Source organism: Salicibibacter cibi (assembly GCF_016495865.1).
Lineage (GTDB): Bacteria > Bacillota > Bacilli > Bacillales > Marinococcaceae > Salicibibacter > Salicibibacter cibi.
Genome location: NZ_CP054706.1, coordinates 2,839,890 through 2,856,915, shown reverse-complemented (window position 1 = coordinate 2,856,915; position 17,026 = coordinate 2,839,890). Strand labels below are relative to the sequence as shown.

General features: G+C 44.4%; 21 protein-coding genes and 1 other annotated feature. Of the genes, 19 read left to right on the top strand and 2 right to left on the bottom strand.

The window, feature by feature from the left end:
• Position 1 precedes the first annotated feature (1 nt).
• From HUG20_RS19200 to rpmA, 9 genes are all read left to right on the top strand, one after another.
• The gene (locus HUG20_RS19200) at positions 2–190 is read left to right on the top strand and encodes a hypothetical protein (protein ID WP_246476425.1); all 189 of its coding nucleotides are present in this window, start codon (positions 2–4) and stop codon (positions 188–190) included.
• Entirely contained in the window at positions 190–711 is a 522-nt protein-coding gene (gene mreD, locus HUG20_RS14245) for a rod shape-determining protein MreD (RefSeq protein ID WP_200085305.1), read from the top strand. The genes HUG20_RS19200 and mreD overlap by 1 nt, the downstream gene beginning before the upstream one ends.
• Before the next feature lie 85 nt (positions 712–796).
• Complete coding sequence (locus HUG20_RS14240) at positions 797–1,495, top strand: septum site-determining protein MinC (RefSeq protein WP_200085304.1); 699 nt, start codon at positions 797–799, stop codon at positions 1,493–1,495.
• Positions 1,496–1,509: 14 nt separating this feature from the next.
• Entirely contained in the window at positions 1,510–2,313 is an 804-nt protein-coding gene (minD, locus tag HUG20_RS14235) for a septum site-determining protein MinD (protein WP_200085303.1), read from the top strand.
• Positions 2,314–2,692: 379 nt separating this feature from the next.
• Entirely contained in the window at positions 2,693–3,496 is an 804-nt protein-coding gene (locus HUG20_RS14230; protein ID WP_200085302.1) for a M23 family metallopeptidase, read from the top strand.
• Positions 3,489–4,337 (top strand): M50 family metallopeptidase, encoded by an 849-nt coding sequence (locus HUG20_RS14225; protein WP_200085301.1) that lies wholly within the window; start codon positions 3,489–3,491, stop codon positions 4,335–4,337. The genes HUG20_RS14230 and HUG20_RS14225 overlap by 8 nt, the downstream gene beginning before the upstream one ends.
• Positions 4,338–4,412: 75 nt before the next feature.
• Positions 4,413–4,485: a sequence feature (ribosomal protein L21 leader region), on the top strand.
• Between the two features lie 13 nt (positions 4,486–4,498).
• The gene (gene rplU, locus HUG20_RS14220; RefSeq protein WP_200085300.1) at positions 4,499–4,807 is read left to right on the top strand and encodes a 50S ribosomal protein L21; all 309 of its coding nucleotides are present in this window, start codon (positions 4,499–4,501) and stop codon (positions 4,805–4,807) included.
• Positions 4,808–4,820: 13 nt separating this feature from the next.
• Positions 4,821–5,168, top strand: coding sequence for a ribosomal-processing cysteine protease Prp (locus HUG20_RS14215; protein ID WP_200085299.1), 348 nt, complete (start codon positions 4,821–4,823; stop codon positions 5,166–5,168).
• A gap of 4 nt (positions 5,169–5,172) precedes the next feature.
• Positions 5,173–5,457, top strand: coding sequence for a 50S ribosomal protein L27 (gene rpmA, locus HUG20_RS14210; RefSeq protein WP_200085298.1), 285 nt, complete (start codon positions 5,173–5,175; stop codon positions 5,455–5,457).
• Positions 5,458–5,623: 166 nt separating this feature from the next.
• Here the strand turns inward: rpmA and HUG20_RS14205 are convergent, their stop codons facing one another.
• Positions 5,624–5,824: a hypothetical protein gene (locus tag HUG20_RS14205; RefSeq protein WP_200085297.1), complete on the bottom strand. Its 201-nt coding sequence runs from the start codon at positions 5,822–5,824 to the stop codon at positions 5,624–5,626.
• Between the two features lie 221 nt (positions 5,825–6,045).
• Between HUG20_RS14205 and HUG20_RS14200 the strand changes: the two genes are divergently transcribed.
• The 3 genes from HUG20_RS14200 to HUG20_RS14190 all read left to right on the top strand — a co-directional run bounded on the left by HUG20_RS14200 (position 6,046) and on the right by HUG20_RS14190 (position 9,233).
• Entirely contained in the window at positions 6,046–6,699 is a 654-nt protein-coding gene (locus HUG20_RS14200; protein ID WP_200085296.1) for a superoxide dismutase family protein, read from the top strand.
• Positions 6,700–6,815: 116 nt separating this feature from the next.
• Positions 6,816–8,777: a chemotaxis protein CheA gene (locus HUG20_RS14195; RefSeq protein WP_200085295.1), complete on the top strand. Its 1,962-nt coding sequence runs from the start codon at positions 6,816–6,818 to the stop codon at positions 8,775–8,777.
• Positions 8,778–8,795: 18 nt separating this feature from the next.
• Positions 8,796–9,233, top strand: coding sequence for a chemotaxis protein CheW (locus tag HUG20_RS14190; protein ID WP_246476424.1), 438 nt, complete (start codon positions 8,796–8,798; stop codon positions 9,231–9,233).
• Here HUG20_RS14190 and HUG20_RS14185 read toward each other — a convergent pair.
• A complete protein-coding gene (locus HUG20_RS14185; RefSeq protein WP_200085293.1) occupies positions 9,224–9,541 on the bottom strand; it encodes a hypothetical protein in 318 nt (105 codons plus the stop codon). The two genes, HUG20_RS14190 and HUG20_RS14185, sit on opposite strands and share 10 nt — an antisense overlap.
• Positions 9,542–10,236: 695 nt before the next feature.
• Between HUG20_RS14185 and HUG20_RS14180 the strand changes: the two genes are divergently transcribed.
• The 7 genes from HUG20_RS14180 to HUG20_RS14150 all read left to right on the top strand — a co-directional run bounded on the left by HUG20_RS14180 (position 10,237) and on the right by HUG20_RS14150 (position 16,878).
• On the top strand, positions 10,237–11,397 hold the full coding sequence (locus HUG20_RS14180; protein WP_200085292.1) for an FtsW/RodA/SpoVE family cell cycle protein: 1,161 nt from the start codon (positions 10,237–10,239) through the stop codon (positions 11,395–11,397).
• Between the two features lie 117 nt (positions 11,398–11,514).
• Positions 11,515–11,937 carry an organic hydroperoxide resistance protein gene (locus HUG20_RS14175; protein WP_200085291.1) on the top strand — a complete coding sequence of 141 codons (423 nt, stop codon included), beginning with the start codon at positions 11,515–11,517 and terminating at the stop codon, positions 11,935–11,937.
• A 368-nt stretch (positions 11,938–12,305) separates the two neighbouring features.
• A complete protein-coding gene (locus HUG20_RS14170; RefSeq protein WP_200085290.1) occupies positions 12,306–12,518 on the top strand; it encodes a hypothetical protein in 213 nt (70 codons plus the stop codon).
• A 127-nt stretch (positions 12,519–12,645) separates the two neighbouring features.
• A complete protein-coding gene (locus HUG20_RS14165) occupies positions 12,646–13,605 on the top strand; it encodes a hypothetical protein (RefSeq protein ID WP_200085289.1) in 960 nt (319 codons plus the stop codon).
• Between the two features lie 567 nt (positions 13,606–14,172).
• Positions 14,173–15,126 (top strand): ABC transporter permease, encoded by a 954-nt coding sequence (locus HUG20_RS14160; protein ID WP_200085288.1) that lies wholly within the window; start codon positions 14,173–14,175, stop codon positions 15,124–15,126.
• Positions 15,116–16,069 (top strand): iron chelate uptake ABC transporter family permease subunit, encoded by a 954-nt coding sequence (locus tag HUG20_RS14155; protein WP_200085287.1) that lies wholly within the window; start codon positions 15,116–15,118, stop codon positions 16,067–16,069. The genes HUG20_RS14160 and HUG20_RS14155 overlap by 11 nt, the downstream gene beginning before the upstream one ends.
• Before the next feature lie 2 nt (positions 16,070–16,071).
• Positions 16,072–16,878: an iron ABC transporter ATP-binding protein gene (locus HUG20_RS14150; protein ID WP_246476763.1), complete on the top strand. Its 807-nt coding sequence runs from the start codon at positions 16,072–16,074 to the stop codon at positions 16,876–16,878.
• Positions 16,879–17,026: the final 148 nt, after the last annotated feature.

Genomic DNA, 17,026 nt, shown 5'->3' with positions numbered 1-17,026 from the left:
AGTGGAGACCGACGAATATGGGTTAACGTTGAATGCTTTTGTGGAACCGGCTGCTGACTATCACAATATCGAACATGTCATGGTGCTTGACCGTAACAGCCCCGCACTTGAAGACTTTGAGGAAGAAGAAGCAGAAGCCGAAGAGGTAGAGGAACCGGTGGAACTTGATCCTGAAGGGAGCGCGGATTGATGCGTTATTTGCTCCCTGCCCTCATCGCCGTTGTATTTTTAATTGAAGGAACATGGTTTCAGGTTTTGGCCCCGACGACGGATGAATTTGTATGGGTTCCGCGCTTCGCGTTTGTGCTGATCGTTATCATCTCCATATACAAAGGGGCGTCAACAGGGCTCATCTATGGGGGCATCACAGGTCTTTTTCAAGATGTGGTCTATTCGTCATTGATAGGTGTTTATATGTTTGCATACGGCTTGCTTGCTTACATGGGCGGTGTCTCCTATGAATCGGTAAAACACCGGCCAATGCTTGTACTGTTGGTGATCGTTCTTGCTGTCAGCGGCTTGGAGCTCCTCATTTATGGTATTTATCAAGGGATTGGCTATACGTCGGTTACCTTCGGAGACTTTGCCTGGCAACGTTGGTTGCCTTCCGTTTTATTAAACGGCGCTTTTGGTATCTTAATCATGTTCCCGATGCGAAAAATTTTTAACAAGTTGGAACGTGAAGATCGGTTTAAAAAGGCATCGTTATAGGAACGAAGAAGGAAAAAGCGCAACAAACATCGAAACTATCATAAAGACGACATAGCTAAGACCTGAAATGAATCGGGGTGAGCAAGTGAAAACGGGCTATTCAAATCAGTTCGTAACGATAAAAGGGACAAAAGAAGGATTAATTGTCCATCTTGATGATCGGTGCGCCTACTCGGAACTAATGAACGAGTTAAGCGCAAAAATGATGGAAAACATGAATGGGAACGAATCAAACAAAGAGGTCCATGTTCGTGTCCACGTAGGCAAGCGCTACGTGGATGACGGGCAACGGGAAGAAATCCGTTCCACCATTGAGCAGTCAGGCGCGATCGTCGTTAGCGAAATTGTCTCTGATGTGATTACAATGGCGGAAGCCATGAAAATAAAGGAAGATAACCAAATCCAATCCTATTCCCATCTCGTTCGTTCCGGCCAAGTGCTGCGTGTGAAAGGCGACGCTTTAATTCTTGGTGACGTTAATCCCGGAGGGACGGTTGAAGCTACCGGGGATGTGTACGTGCTGGGTGCTTTGAAAGGAACCGCCCGTGCCGGAACGGAAGGAAATGAGGAAGCGGTGGTTGCAGCCGCGATGCTGGCGCCTTCCCAGATGATGATTGCTGATCATTTATACTTAACCGAATTAACACGCGAGGAACTGGCGAAAGAAGCTACGTGGGCGTGGCCTCGTTATGCATATGTCAAAAAGGAACAACAAACGATTGAATTTTACCCAATGAGCAGTTTAGCGGAGCTACGAAAACAAGGAAATAAAGACAAAGAATAAGGAGGGGAAACGTTGTGGGAGAGGCTATCGTCATCACATCAGGAAAAGGCGGCGTCGGAAAAACGACGACATCGGCGAATATAGGGACGGCTTTGGCATTGCAAGGAAAACAAGTTTGCCTGCTTGATACCGATATTGGGCTGCGAAACCTTGATGTTGTTATGGGGCTGGAAAATCGAATCATTTATGATTTGGTAGATGTTTTGGAAGAACGCTGTAAAGTCCAACAAGCGTTAATCCGGGATAAGCGTTTCGATTGTCTGCACTTGCTCCCCGCGGCGCAAACCAAAGAAAAATCAGCAGTCATGCCGGAACAAATGGAAGAAATTATTAATGAATTGAAGCCAAATTACGATTACTTGATTATCGACTCTCCGGCCGGCATTGAGCATGGATTTCGCATTGCAGTCGCCGGTGCCGACCAAGCAATCGTCGTTACTACTCCTGATACATCTGCTGTCCGCGATGCCGATCGCATTATCGGTTTGTTGGAACAAGAGGATATCCCTTCGCCGAAACTGATTGTAAACCGTGTTCGTACAAATGCATCGAAAGATGAAGCTGAAGATATGTTGGATGTGGACGATGTCGCGGCGACGTTGGCCATTGACCTTCTTGGCATTGTCTTTGATGATGAAAATGTTTTGCGTGCCGCCAATAAAGGTGAACCCGTGGCGACAACACCGAATACATCCGCCTCACTCGCGTATCGAAATATTGCCAGACGCATCCTCGGGGAATCCGTCCCTCTCCTTTCCATTGAACCAAAAAAAGGATTTCTTGCGAAGGTAAAAAAAATATTCGGGATTGAAGCATGAAAAGTTGAATAAACCGCATGAAATCAGATAAAGAACCTTGATTTCATGCGGTTTTTGTTTATTTTGATATAAAGTTCTGTCTGAAACCGATTGCTAATTTACCGTAAAAGGGTCATTTTTTAAATTTGTTAAGTGAAGAGCAATGCTTGCTTCTCGGCGTGTAATTGTCCATGTGTCAAAATGGCTGATAAAACGTTTGTTTTGGCTGATATCGAGGGGTTTTCAGCTGATAAATTCTGAACCCTTTCGCAAACACCCCGCTGCTTTATCGGAAGGATCAACATATCACCTTAACGATGATACCCCTACGCATATCCTTGTCCTCCCGCTCATACGATGTACAAACGCACAAAACGAAGGACGTGCGGGGAGGGGTGCTATGAGCCGGGATATTGAACGTGTGCGCAAACAATTATCCAAGAAGCGAAAGCATGAACCGCCGGGCAAAAAAGAGCCGGTACCGAAAAATGAAAAGCCCTATTTTGGATACTATCCAAGCCGTGAAGAAATGAATGAACACGAACCAGAATTTTATCTATGGAGAGACCGTGACGGCAAACAACCATCAAGTCCTCGCAAAGAAAAAATGAAACAACGTTTTTTTATTCAATGGTTGGGAGCACTAGCTTGTTTTCTATTAACGGCGATGATTGTGCAAACAAACATTCCATTGTCGGGAGATACGAGGCAAACAGCTTTGAACTTGTATGAAAATGAATTTCAATTTGCCGCCGTATCAAATTGGTATGAAGAACAATTTGGGCGTCCGCTTGCCCTTTTCCCGGAAGATCAACTTGATGAATCTGAACTTGTTGACTCCGATGGATACGCGTTACCGGCTGCGGGAGCAGGCATTGCTGAAAGTTTTTCGGAAAATGGCCGCGCGGTCGTCCTTGAAACGATGGAAGATGAGGAGGTTATTGCTACTCGTGAAGGGGTTGTCATACAGTCAGGTGCCGATGAAGATTGGGGACAAGTCGTCGTTGTCCAACATGATGACGGAACGGAAGCCTGGTATGGCACGCTTGATTCCATCGATGTTGGTTTATATGACCATGTGGAAGCCGGTGATTTATTGGGAGATGTCATGAGCGATGAGGATGGGGACGGGGGTCGCTTTACATTTGCGCTTCGGGAAGATGATGAATATATTGATCCTAACGAAGTGATGACATTTGATTAATCTTTTGTTGCTCGTCCGTGTGCACCCCCTGTTTTGGTTTGTGGTCGCGCTGGGCATCGCCACCGGTTATTTTCGCGAGTTGCTGATGCTGTTTGTCATTGTCTGTTGTCACGAGTTTGGCCATGCTGTTGCCGCAAAATATTTCGGATGGCGTTTGCGAAAGATTGAATTGCTTCCATTCGGGGGTGTTGCAGAGACAGAGGAATATGGCAATCGCCCTTACCGGGAAGAACTCATCGTTATACTGGCCGGGCCGTTTCAACACCTTATTCTCATGGCCCTTTCCTGGATTGCTGTGGGCCTCTTCCCTTTTTGGACAACGGGCGATCATGAAGTCTTTCTTTTTCATAACAGCGCACTCTTATTTTTTAATTTATTGCCGCTCTGGCCTTTGGACGGTGGGAAACTTTTGCAACTGGCTACTAGTAAGTTTTTGCCGTTTCGGGAAGCGCAAACATGGGCGCTTCGTTTTTCCTTCGGTTTTCTTATGATTGTCGTTTTGATTACTGCCCTTTCGTATCCGATACATCTACAGTGGTGGGTGATTCTGGCATTTCTATCTGTATGCCATTACTTGGAATGGCGGCAACAACCTTACGGGTATTTGCGTTTTTTATTGGAAAGGCGTTTACTTGAAAGTCAAAATTGGGGAAAAAACGTCACCACCCACGTGTCTTCCGAAGAAACGGTTCACGTGGCGTTACGACGTCTGCATAAGAATAAGCGAACAGTCTACAAAATTAAAGAAACGGGCCATTTGCTCGATGAAAAAGACGTGCTCGATCATTGGTTCAAAACACGGAAAAGCCATGTTTCCATCGGCACGCTAGCGCACCTGTAAATACGCTTTTTACTAGGGTTTTAGTGATTGACAGCGATGGTGCCCTATGATAATATAGTTTTGTTGTTTGGAACCTCCAAACTACAACCGCGCAGCGTAAGGTTACAAGCTGATGATGGCACCTTACTTGGCGAGTCTTAGAAAAATGGGAGGTGCATGAAATGTACGCGATTATTGAGACAGGTGGAAAACAAATCAAAGTCGAAGAAGGTCAATCCATTTTTGTGGAAAAATTGCCGGCAGAATCCGGTGAGGAAGTTACCTTCGATAAAGTGCTTTTTGTCGGCGGCGACGAGACAAAAGTAGGCGCACCATATGTGGATGGTGCAAAAGTCGCAGGGAAAGTCGAGAAGAACGGCAAAGGCAAAAAAATTATTGTATATAAATTTAAGCGTCGCAAAGGGTATCGTCGTAAACAAGGTCACCGTCAGCCTTATACAAAAGTCACCATCGACAGCATTCAATCCTAAGGGTTGATCTGTGATGATAAACATGACGATCGTACGCGATGCAGTCGATCATACGATGCAGGCATTCACGCTAGCCGGCCACGCCGATGCCGCTGATTACGGCGAGGACATCGTTTGTGCCGGCGTATCAGCGGTTGCGATTGGAACGGTCAACGCCATTGAAGCGCTGTGTGCAACGCCGCTTGATGTGGATAGCGAGGAAGATGGCGGTTACTTGCACGGGGCTGTTCCCGACACTTGGAGCGGCCGGGAATTTGAAGGCGGCCAACTCTTATTGGAAGGCATGCTTGTCGCCATCAATGGCATCCAAGAATCGTATGGAGATTTTATAGAAGTGACGGAAAAATATAAGGAGGTGTAGGACAATGCTTAACATGGACTTGCAATTTTTCGCTCAGAAAAAAGGGGTTGGAAGTACGAAAAACGGTCGTGACTCGATCTCGAAACGTCTCGGCGCAAAACGCGGCGACGGCCAAAACGTGACCGGAGGTTCTATCCTCGTACGCCAGCGTGGCACAAAAATCCACCCCGGTGAAAACGTCGGCAAAGGTGGCGATGATACATTGTTCGCCAAAATTGACGGCGTTGTAAAATTTGAGCGTGTCGATAAAAAACGCAAACGAGTGAGCGTATACACAAAAGAAGCATAACCATGGACCCCGGCTGCGCGCCGGGGTCTTTTGGGTAGATAAGTCGTTTCGAAGACAAAGTTTTCGAATCATCCAGTTTTTTGTCCTCATACACGCTTTTTAAAGACAAAACTATTGCGTAACCAGCAATTTTGTCTTGTCTCGCCCTCAGGGGGTCATTTCCTCATTACCACACCACATCCAACATATCTTCATCAAAAACGTTCGTATCAATGTTACAAATCTCATCATCCAGTCGTATTGCCATCCGGCAAGTAATACGTCTTCCGGATAATCGGGGTTGTATGACCGGTGTCGCGAAATCGTTGCAACCGCCAACAAAAAACATTTTTCTTTTTGCAGGGACATCTCTCACTCCATGTCGCATGATCATTCTATGTTGAGTGGGGAATGTGGTACAAGATAAAAGTCTTGTTCTTTGCACGAATTCGTCGCTATTGAGGCTTATTTACTGTATGCACTTCGATAAGTGGGAACGATTTCATGAGACTCGAGAATGGATTTACAACAATATGGAAATTTAAAGTTTGTTCACTTTTTATATTGGCAATAGCACTGTGAGCATATCGAAATGGGGTGTTGAATCACATGAAGAAAAATATTTATTCATTTGTGTTCGTAGGCGGATTATCAATCCTGTTGCTTGCATGTTCGCCGGAAGGTTCGGACGAGGGCACTGAGTCATTGGATACTCCGGATAACGGCGAAGCTGAAGACACGAATAATGAGGGCACAGATGAAGAAGCAGCGGAGGAATCGGACGCGGTCGCCGAGTTGCATGATGAAAATGAGGAACGGGTTGGAACGGTGAGTTTTAACGAACGTGACGGCGACACACGTATCACAGCCGAAGCTGAGAATCTCGAACCTGGTTTTCATGGTTTTCATATTCATGAAGAGGGCATATGCGAACCTGATGCTGAAGAAGGTCCGTTTGATACAGCGGAAGGACATTATGCGCCGGAAGACAATGAACATGGGGAGCACGCCGGTGATTTACCGCCACTCTATGTTAAAGAAGACGGAACAGCTGATATGTCGATAGAAGTCGACCGTTTTACCCCCGATGAACTGGTTGAAGAGGAAACAGCCATGATTATTCATAGTGACCCGGATAATTTCGCTCATATCCCGGATCGCTACACATCCGAGGAACAAGACGAGTCCGGTCCGGATGAGGATACGCTTGACACCGGAGACGCAGGAGATCGCGTTGCCTGTGCAGTCATTGAAGCATCATAAAAGAAGCGAAAACAATCGCTTCTTTTTTTGGTACAAAATCTAGGAAAAAATGCTCAATTCAAATGATAGTTATGTTAAAATAGACACAATAGAATGGCCGGAAATGAGATGATGAAATGGCACAATCGAATTATTTACAAGTGTTTATCGATGAAGGTCGTGAACATGTTCAAAATATGAACAACCATTTATTGGAGTTGGAAAAAAATCCGACCACCATCCCTATCATTGAAGAAGTTTTTCGTTCTGCCCATACGTTAAAAGGGATGGCCGCGGCAATGGAGTTTCAGGATCTTGCCACGCTCACCCACGCGATGGAAAATGTATTGGATGTCCTTCGAAATGAAACGGTGAGGGCAACGTCGAAAATGTTTGATCATGTCTTTGATGCCGTTGATGTTGTCGAGGAAATGATTGACGATATTGCCGAAGGCGGAAATGGCAGCAAAGACATTGACCCTTATCTTGTTCAACTAAAAACGCTGACGTCCGTGGGCGAGGAAGAAACAGCAGTGACGAACGGGGAAACGCAATCGTTCTCCTACGATGAATTCGAGCAGACTGTGTTGGATCAATCGGTAGAGCAAGGGTATATCCCGTATGAGATTACGATTACGTTGGACGAAGCCACCCTTCTTAAAGCGGCACGGGTACATATGGCATTCAATGTGTTGGGGGATCATGGAGAGGTTATTAAAGCCAGCCCGCCCGTGGAGGACTTGGAAGAAGAAAACTTTGAACATACGTTTACGATTGCTTTTATATCGAAAAGCAGGATAGAAGAGCTGGAAGAAACTCTATACAATGTGTCGGAAATCGCCTCCGTGCATATCGAAGCGATAACAGATAGGCATATTCATCGAAAGGGAACGCCTCAACAGGAAGAGGTGAACGATACTGAGAGCTTCACGGGAAAAAAAGAAACGAAGCGAACGATAAAGGTGAATGTGGAACGTTTGGATATGCTGATGAATTTATTTGAGGAATGGATCGTGGATCGCGGACGTTTGCAAAGGACCGCGCACGAGTTGCAAAACCAAGCGCTAACGGAAACAGTAGAACGAATGAGCCGAATATCTACCGATTTGCAAGCGGTTATTTTGAATATGCGCATGATGCCTGTCGAAAATGTTTTTAATCGTTTTCCGCGCATGGTCCGTAAGGTGTCCAAAGATCTTGGAAAAAAAATAAAGCTGGAAATCGAAGGGGAGAAAACAGAACTGGACCGTTCCATCATCGATGAAATCGGGGACCCGCTCGTTCACTTGCTGAGAAATTCGATCGATCACGGGATTGAATTGCCTGGGGATCGAATGGCAATCGGAAAAAATGATGAAGGAACTGTTCGCCTCAGCGCTTATCATAGTGGTAATCATGTGTACATACAGGTTTCGGATGATGGCGCGGGTATTGACAAGGAAAAGCTCGTTAAAAAAGCAATGAACCAAAGGATTATCGCTGAAGAAGAAGCAAAAACGCTGACGGATGCCGAGAAGTATCAGCTATTGTTTTCATCGGGGTTCAGCACGGCGGAAGAAATTACGGACGTCTCGGGAAGAGGGGTTGGCCTTGATGTTGTCCGGCGAACGTTCGAATCGCTCGGTGGTGTCGTTTCCGTCAATTCCGAACCGGGAAAAGGGTCCGTTTTTTCCATTCAGTTGCCATTGACGCTTTCTATTATTGAAGTCTTGCTCGTGCAACTGGAAAATGAAACGTACGGGATACCGATCTCGGCAATTACAGAAACGGCTATCATTTCAGAGACGGACATCCACAAAACGCACAACCAGGAAGTTATTGAATTCAGGGGAAACGTCATTCCACTTCTCTTTTTGCACGACGTGTTACAGGGGAAAAATGTACGTAATTCGCAGTCCGAACCTTTCCATTCCGTTATCGTCGTGCAAAAGGGAGATCGATATGCGGGGCTCGTCGTGGACGGGTTTATCGGCCATCATGAAGTTGTTTTAAAATCGCTAGGATATTTTTTGCAAGATGTTTTTGCGATTTCAGGCGCGACGGTTATAGGAGACGGTGAGGTAGCGTTAATTATTGATACAAACGCGCTCGTAAAATAATAAATGGGAGTGAGAAAGGTGATAACAGATACTGCTCAATGGAAAATCGTTATCTTTGAATTGCAAGGGGAAGAATATGGAATAGAGGTCAGTCGTGTGCAGTCGATTGAACGCATGCTTCCTCTTACCCGTGTCCCCGGGGCACCCCGCCCTGATATTGCAGGGGTGATGAATTTGCGGGGGAAGATTACGCCTGTCATCGACCTCAGGCTTTGTTTAGGAGTTGAGGCTCCCCCATATGATAGACAGACGCGTATATTGGTGGTTGTCGGAAATGATGGCGTGATCGGTCTCATCGTTGATCGCGCAAATGATCTTGTGGACATTACTGAAAGGGAGATAGAGGAGATCCCTACTGCACATGAAGATGAAACCTACGGTTTTTTTCAAGGGGTCGTAAAAAAAGACGATCGGATGATCACGTTGTTGGAGACGGATCAAGTGCTTCAACGATAGTATTGGCGGATGAAAGAATCGGAGGCAAACACAGCCAGCCAAATAACGGTTAATGGAATAAGGACGACGTATACATCTTCAAAATAGAAAGCAAGGGCGATGAGGATGCCATTCACAGCCCAAATATTATAGAACCAGCCCGTGGCAAGGACGGTGTAAAACAAGAAATATCCAATCAAGGAAAGCCCAAAAAACGAAACGGCCATGACAAGAAAAGGAACCTCGCTCGTCCCTTCCATGCCAATGATAAGCGTGCCAAGCGCCAGGCAAGAAATGAAGATAAAAAAGATGCGATCCCACTTTCTCACAAACATCTTTCCTTTCCGGCCGAAGAGCCAACGTTCGGTCACATTTCTTATCTACATAGGGATTGCTGAATAACGGAAAAAGACTGGCACATAAGCATTTTCCGTTCGTCCGCGGAAAGCGATGCCATGGAAGCGGCATCCCGGCTTCAGCTGATAGCTGCAAGTTATTCAGCAGTCCCTACATAAGTTGGGCGAAGGCTTTCGCCATAAAAGCTTGGCGAAAACCTTCGTTTTCTAACATTCTAACACGTCAACTACCAACTATCCTATTGGGTAGTGGCTTATTAGGTTAACTCTCTTGCAAGTCGGTTGATTAGCCTCAGTGTTTTGCGCACTAAATTAGCATCGAATTCCCCTTGCAAACCTCCGATTTAGTGGGGTTAGGCGCTAAGGTCTACTTGTTCTTAAACGCTACGTTCATTTAGAATAGCAGATGTTCTGCTCATGCATGACAGCGACGATTGAACACAGGAGATCCAACGGTCGAAGCATTGGGCGACGTCATTCCGAGATTGCAGGCCGAGGGTATGAATTCGTAACCGTAGCTAAGATGTTTGACATTCCCAAGGAAAAATGAAAGCATGAAGATCGGCTGCATACAGTGGTCGGTCTTTTCTTTATTTGTTCATGTACGATCGTGAAAAATTCCTGTATGATTGGAACAGAATTGATAGAAAAAAACAGGGGATGAAGACGTGAAACCGTACAATAACGAAAAGCAATACGATATCAATATGATGTTTGTGCTGTTCATTTTTGCTGTTGTGAGTTGTTTTTATGTCTATTTGGCTCAACAGCAGGAGCAATATGATACAAATTTTGTCATTATGCAAATTATCTTTTATATTGTTGCATTCCTTATAGCATTTGTCATTTTACACTTTGATTTTGAGTATTATTTGAATTTGCATTGGATTTTTTATGGTTTTGGGTTATTTATGCTAGCCGTGCTGTTGCTAGCGCCTGATAGTATAGCTCCGGAAACAGAAGGGGCTACAAGATGGTTTAACGTAGGCCCGGTTAACATTCAACCGTCGGAGTTTATGAAAGTGTTTGTCATTATCACCCTTAGTTCGGTTATTTATCGGCATAACAATATGTTCACGCCTAAAGAGTTCCGATCGGATATATGGTTGCTTGCGAAAATGGGAGCTGTTATTCTGCCGCCGATTATTTTATTATTTTATCAACCGGACACGGGGATGATCATGATGATGGTCGCAATCGCCATCGGGTTAACCCTCGTTTCCGGGATTTCGTACAAGTTGCTTTCCGTTTTGTATGGGATTCCCGCGCTTTTATTTGGAGCGTTTATTGTTGCATATTTTCGTTTTCCGGAGGTTGTGCAACGGCTATTGTTTGACCATATGAGGGATTATCAAGCCAATCGTTTTCACGGGTGGCTGCAGCCGCTGGAATATTCGGATGATGGTTTCCAAGTAGCACAAGCGATGACCGCGATCGGATCGGGCGGTTTGACCGGAAGTTCTGAGCATAATGTCTATTTTCCCGAGGCTCATACCGATTTAATCTTTGCCGTTGTCGGGCTGGAGACGGGCTTTATCGGAACCGCGATTGTGATCACCCTTTATTTTATTTTGTTCTATCAAATTATGATGACAGCCATCCGTAGCCATCATAGTTTTGGTACGTATATATGTTCCGGAGTTATTGCCCTTTTTACGTACCAAGTATTCCAAAACATTGGCATGAACATTGGCCTGTTGCCGGTGACCGGATTTACGTTGCCACTTATAAGTTACGGAGGAAGCTCGCTGTTAAGTTCATTGCTTGCGCTCGGCCTTGTTCTTGGCGTTCGGTATCACTCGAAATCGTATTTCTTTGAGGAAGACTGAAAATAGAGGACGGCGTCCGAAAATCCCATTTTAGAAAAAAAACAGAGGTTTAAAACCTTGCAGGATCGTTAATATATAGACTAGAATCAAATGAATAAAAAAGGAGATGTTGATGGAATGGCAGATAAAGTTTTTGCAACAAAAGCAACAGCGAGCGGTGGAAGAGATGGACATGTTAAATCGGATAACGGTGTCATCGATGTTGATTTAAAGAATCCAAGCGGTGATGAAATACTATCGGAAGTTTCCAATCCTGAGCAATTGTTTGCTTCCGGTTATGCCGCGTGTTTTGATGGCGCGTTGAATTTAATGGCCAGTAAAAATAAAGAAGAGATTGAATCAGAAACAGAAGCAGCAGTGAGCTTGCTTAAAGATCCGAATGATAACGGTTTTCAGCTCGGGGTGCAATTGAATGTATCCGTGAAAGGTGTCGATCAAGCCAAAGCTGAAGAATTAGTTGAAAAAGCACATGGATTTTGCCCCTATTCGAAAGCAACAAGAGGAAATATAGATGTCACGCTTAATGTAACGGCAAAGTAATATATTGTGAAACGCGCCCGTTGATGGATCTTCCTTCTCGGGCGTTTCTATTGCATAGGAAAAAAATACTGGATATCATCCGACTTCCGTAGGCTTTCGTCCCTATTTTTGGAATAATGACTTGATAATGCCGATAGGTTAGTATACGTTTAAGAGAGTTAAAAAATCTTGTGTCATCCATCAGCTATTATAATAAGGGGGTTTTTTCAATTCATGTTGGGAATATAGAAAAGACATCGGTTTGGTTACTTGAATCCATCCGCCTGAACAATGTAAGGAAGTCGGATATCCAATGCAACATATGCAAAAAGAATATAAAAAATAAATATTTAAAATTAGGAACACGCAGAGGCTGTTACTATTGTTTATTGAAATTTTTGAATCACACCAAGTTTGATCGTTATCGGGAGAGAGTAAGCGACGACCCTAAGAACCCCGGCATCGATACGGTCCAGTTGATGGCTGACTTACGGTTTATTATTCAAAAACGTTCCATTTCCGGACTTGTTCGTGATGAACGTCAGAAGGAAGATGATGAGGAAGTGCAAAAGCTTGTCGATCAGTACAAGCAAACGGAGTGAATCGTGCATACGTTTTTGGGAGAGGCGTGGTTTTTCTTCTTTCGTCCGGTCTGATGGAAGTGTATGGACGGCTACGTTGTTCTTGTGAATACTAATCATTGCAACTGAGGAGAGAGGAGAGTCGTTTATGAAGGTGGTGTGGCACGGCTTGTTGCTACTCACCGTTTTATTTCTCTCGGTTTCTTGTTTTCATACACCGGATGTTTCCAATTCGAATGATATTGATGACGGCGACTCGAGGGAACCGCCTGCGGAAGATCCGGAAGAAGACCATGAAGCGCATGCGGAAGCCGATAGGGATGGCGAAGAAACGCTGGAATCATTTCTCTCTCGTTATTTTGAGGCGATCAATAGTGGAGATGAAGAAGAAGCCGAGCGAATGAGTGATTTGAGAACTGGAGAACAAGATATCCAGGATATTTTAAAAGAATTTGAGAATTTCCAGTTAGAAAGTATAAATATCCAACCTTTAGAAGAGGAACAAACATCCCCTGTCCATTATTTTTATGAACACGATATAGAAGAAGCAGATATCGTAAGCGTTCTGTTGGAAGGGCACTATCGAGGAAATGAAGAGGAGAAGTACGGAAGCAGTGATGTGGTGATCCGCAATGATTTATTAGTCATGGAACAAGGGGAAAGCCCGGAAGTGCTTGGCAGCTTCATTCATACGCCGTTATCTTCCGAACAATCCGCAGCTTCGCAGGGAGGGCAGCTTTTTACCCCGGAAGCATTTGTGGCAGAGTACTATCAACGACTTGAAAATGAGAATTATGACCAACTTTATGAGTTGTTGTCGGAGACGTATCGGAATGATGAACTGCAAATGAATGCCAATCAATACGAGGAATTATTATCCGATGGAGACATTCAATTTCAAGACGTGCATGTCACGATGGGGGAATTGTTTGAGGAAGAAATTCAAGAAGTTGTCCCGGATTTATTATCGTACACGACAGATAATGATGATTACATCGTGCGTGTCCAGTACCGCCCGGGGTCCGATGACCGCTTGTTTACCGAAGACGTTCTTGTATCGGACATCGACGGAGAATGGCGGATCTCCATGATTCATCGCTATGAATGAGCGGTCAGAAATAGTGCTCCTGTCAACAGGAGCATTGATTTTTGGGGGCAAAGTGAAAAATAAGCAGGATTGTAGCAACGCCAAACCTGCTTATTTTTCTTTAATTCTGATTCTTGATTTCATCCAGTTCATCTTCCGTGATGCCAGTCATTTTAATAATTTCTTCATCTGAATAGCTGTTATTAAGCATGACTTCCGCAATTTTTTCCGTTTGCTTGTCTCTCTTCCTTCTGCTATCCCTTCTCCTCTTTCTTTTCTCAGCTTGTCAAAAAAAGGTTTCAAAGTCGGTGGGTCGGGAAACGAGGTATGGTTCATAAGAGTCAGCTTCTCTTCAGCGATGGGATTAAATTCATTTTGCTTCGATGTAGGTGGAGGGGTTCACTGCTCCTCTTTTCTCTTTTCAACTGAATAATTTTCTCCATAAACATTGACCATAGAAATAGAAATGATATAATCAAAGAGAAAGTAATTGATAATGAATCTCATTATCGGCTTTGCGCAAATGTTCTTAGTATAAAAAAAGGGGGGCAATGGCGCTTATCAGAGTTGCTGCTGTTTGAATGATTTATGAGAATAAAATACTTACTGCCACTGCTCATTGTTTTATCGATTACATCCCTATTTATCGGCGTGCAGGAGATATCACCAGCCGACATTTTCAACCTCAATGACGAACAGGTTCAGACCATTCTTATCAGCCGAATTCCGCGTTTGATAAGTATTGTCATTGTCGGTGTTAGCTTGAGTGTTTGCGGGCTGATCATGCAGCAGCTCACACAGAACAAATTTGTTTCTCCCACAACTGCCGGAACGATGGATTGGGCGCGACTCGGCATTCTTGTCGCGATCCTCGTGTTCTCGCAATCGGGTACGTTGGAGCGAATGTTCGTTGCCATGCTGTTTGCCCTCTTTGGAACGTTCCTTTTCATGAAAATTTTGGAACGTATCCGTTATAAAAATGTGATTTTCGTTCCGCTGGTCGGTCTGATGCTCGGCAGCGTTGTCGAAGCCATTACGACATTTTTTGCCTATCAATATGACTTGATGCAAAGCCTGTCTTCTTGGATGCAAGGGAGTTTTTCGCTTGTCGTCAGGGGGAACTATGAGATTTTGTATATCGGCATTCCGCTTGTGATCATTGCCTTCTTATTCGCCAACCGCTTTACGGTGGCCGGGATGGGGCGAGATTTTTCTGCCAATTTGGGGATGAACTACAATCGGATTATGAACGCCGGGTTATTCATCGTCGCGATTATTACGGCAACGGTTGTCGTCACGATCGGATCGATTCCATTTTTGGGGTTGATCATTCCGAATATCGTATCGATCATGAAAGGCGATAACCTAAAAAACAGCCTTCCACATACAGCTTTATTCGGAGCGATCTTTTTATTAGTCTGTGATATATTGGGAAGGGTCATTATCTATCCGTATGAGGTGCCGATCGGGCTTATGGTGGGCATTATTGGTAGCGCCATATTTCTTTACCTTCTCTTAAGGAGAAACGCTCATGCAGGCTAGATGGATCTTTACCTTACTTATTGCTGCCTCCGTCGTACTGATCGCTACGTATATGTTTATTGGCCTTAGCCCTGAAGGCTGGGATTATGCACTTCCGAGAAGAGGGAGAAGTGTGACCGCGATTATCATTGTCGGTGCCTCTATTGCGTTTTCGACAATGATTTTCCAAACGATTACCAATAACCGAATTTTGACCCCGAGCATCATCGGGTTGGATTCGCTGTATATCCTTGTGCAAACGTCCCTGATATTTTTTATCGGCACAGTCGGATTTGCAACCGTGAGCCAAGGCGCAAATTTCATCGTTTCGATCATCATCATGGTTTTATTCGCCTTGTTGCTATACGTGTTATTATTTCGAGGCGAACAACAGAACATTTACTTTCTGTTGCTCGTTGGGATTGTATTCGGAACGCTGTTTTCAAGTTTGTCCACGTTTATGCAAGTGCTTATTGATCCGAATGAATATTTAACAATCCAGAATCAGATGTTTGCAAGCTTCAGCAACATTAATGAAGATCTTTTATGGCTTTCGATCATCATCCTCATCCTTACGACAATCTATGTCTGGCCGTACCTTAAATACCTGGATGCGCTATCGCTCGGCAGAGATCAAGCCATCAATTTGGGCGTCCCTTATGATCATGTGATACGCAGATTCTTGGTTGTCATTGCGATCATGGTCTCGGTGTCAACCGCGCTTGTCGGCCCAATCATGTTTCTGGGATTACTCGTTGTGAACGTTGCCAGAGAGGTTGTTCGTTCATTTAAACATACACACTTAATCCATACTTCGATTCTCGTCAGCGTGATCGCCCTCGTCGGCGGAACGTTAGTCGTTGAGCGGGTGTTTGTTTATGCTGCACCACTCAGTGTCATCATTAACTTCGTCGGCGGAACGTATTTTATCTACCTGTTATTAAGGGGGAGCAAAAGCAAATGAGCATGAAAATGTTGGATCTGGAAAAAAAACCGACTGTAAAAAATGAGTTCGTTCTTGAAGCGAAAAATTTAACGAAAATATACGATGGAAAAAGAGTAGTCGATGACGTCTCGGTTCAAGTGAAAAAAGGGACGATTACCTCTTTCATCGGTCCGAACGGCGCGGGCAAAAGTACGCTCATCGGGATGATTAGCCGTTTGCTGAAAAAAGATGAAGGCGATGTATTTTTTGACGGCAAAGACATTGACAAATTTAAGAGCAACGAACTGGCGAAAAAAGTATCCATATTGAAACAATCCAACGATATTAATATTCGTTTAACGGTTCGAGAGCTCGTGAGCTTTGGCCGCTTCCCTTATTCCCAAAACAGGTTAACGAAGGAAGATTGGATGCATGTGGATGATGCCATCGATTATATGTCGTTGCGGGACATTCAAGGTAAATTTCTCGATCAACTGAGCGGGGGACAACGGCAACGGGCTTATATTGGCATGGTCCTCGCCCAAAATACGGATTATATCATCTTGGACGAACCGCTAAATAATCTGGATATGAAGCATTCCGTCCAGATTATGAAAACGTTGCAAAGTTTGGTTAATGATTTGGGGAAAACGATCATGATCGTCGTCCATGACATTAATTTTGCCTCTTGTTATTCCGATGAAATCGTCGCCTTGAAAGAGGGGCGTCTCGTGAAAAAAGGTCATTGCCATGAGATTATCAATCGGGATACACTGCGCGATATTTATGACATGGACATTGACATTGAAGAAATAAACTGCCAACGAATTTGTGTATATTTTTCTTAGAGGTATGAAATGGTTACGCAAATCGATGAAGGCTTTAAGGGTTAAAGAAATGTGAAAACGGCTATTTCCGGCCACGGAGTAGTCGTTTTTTCATGGCAAAACAAGGTTGTGTTAAGCTAGAGAGGAGAAATTTGTGGTTTCCCTCTGA

Coding starts and splice junctions, on each gene's coding strand:
- mreD (WP_200085305.1), top strand. CDS start 190: ATGCGTTATTTGCTCCCTGCCCTCATCGCCGTTGTATTTTTAATTGAA.
- HUG20_RS14230 (WP_200085302.1), top strand. CDS start 2,693: ATGAGCCGGGATATTGAACGTGTGCGCAAACAATTATCCAAGAAGCGA.
- rplU (WP_200085300.1), top strand. CDS start 4,499: ATGTACGCGATTATTGAGACAGGTGGAAAACAAATCAAAGTCGAAGAA.
- HUG20_RS14215 (WP_200085299.1), top strand. CDS start 4,821: ATGATAAACATGACGATCGTACGCGATGCAGTCGATCATACGATGCAG.
- rpmA (WP_200085298.1), top strand. CDS start 5,173: ATGCTTAACATGGACTTGCAATTTTTCGCTCAGAAAAAAGGGGTTGGA.
- HUG20_RS14205 (WP_200085297.1), bottom strand. CDS start 5,824: ATGCGACATGGAGTGAGAGATGTCCCTGCAAAAAGAAAAATGTTTTTT.
- HUG20_RS14200 (WP_200085296.1), top strand. CDS start 6,046: ATGAAGAAAAATATTTATTCATTTGTGTTCGTAGGCGGATTATCAATC.
- HUG20_RS14195 (WP_200085295.1), top strand. CDS start 6,816: ATGGCACAATCGAATTATTTACAAGTGTTTATCGATGAAGGTCGTGAA.
- HUG20_RS14175 (WP_200085291.1), top strand. CDS start 11,515: ATGGCAGATAAAGTTTTTGCAACAAAAGCAACAGCGAGCGGTGGAAGA.
- HUG20_RS14165 (WP_200085289.1), top strand. CDS start 12,646: ATGAAGGTGGTGTGGCACGGCTTGTTGCTACTCACCGTTTTATTTCTC.
- HUG20_RS14160 (WP_200085288.1), top strand. CDS start 14,173: ATGAGAATAAAATACTTACTGCCACTGCTCATTGTTTTATCGATTACA.
- HUG20_RS14155 (WP_200085287.1), top strand. CDS start 15,116: ATGCAGGCTAGATGGATCTTTACCTTACTTATTGCTGCCTCCGTCGTA.
- HUG20_RS14150 (WP_246476763.1), top strand. CDS start 16,072: ATGAAAATGTTGGATCTGGAAAAAAAACCGACTGTAAAAAATGAGTTC.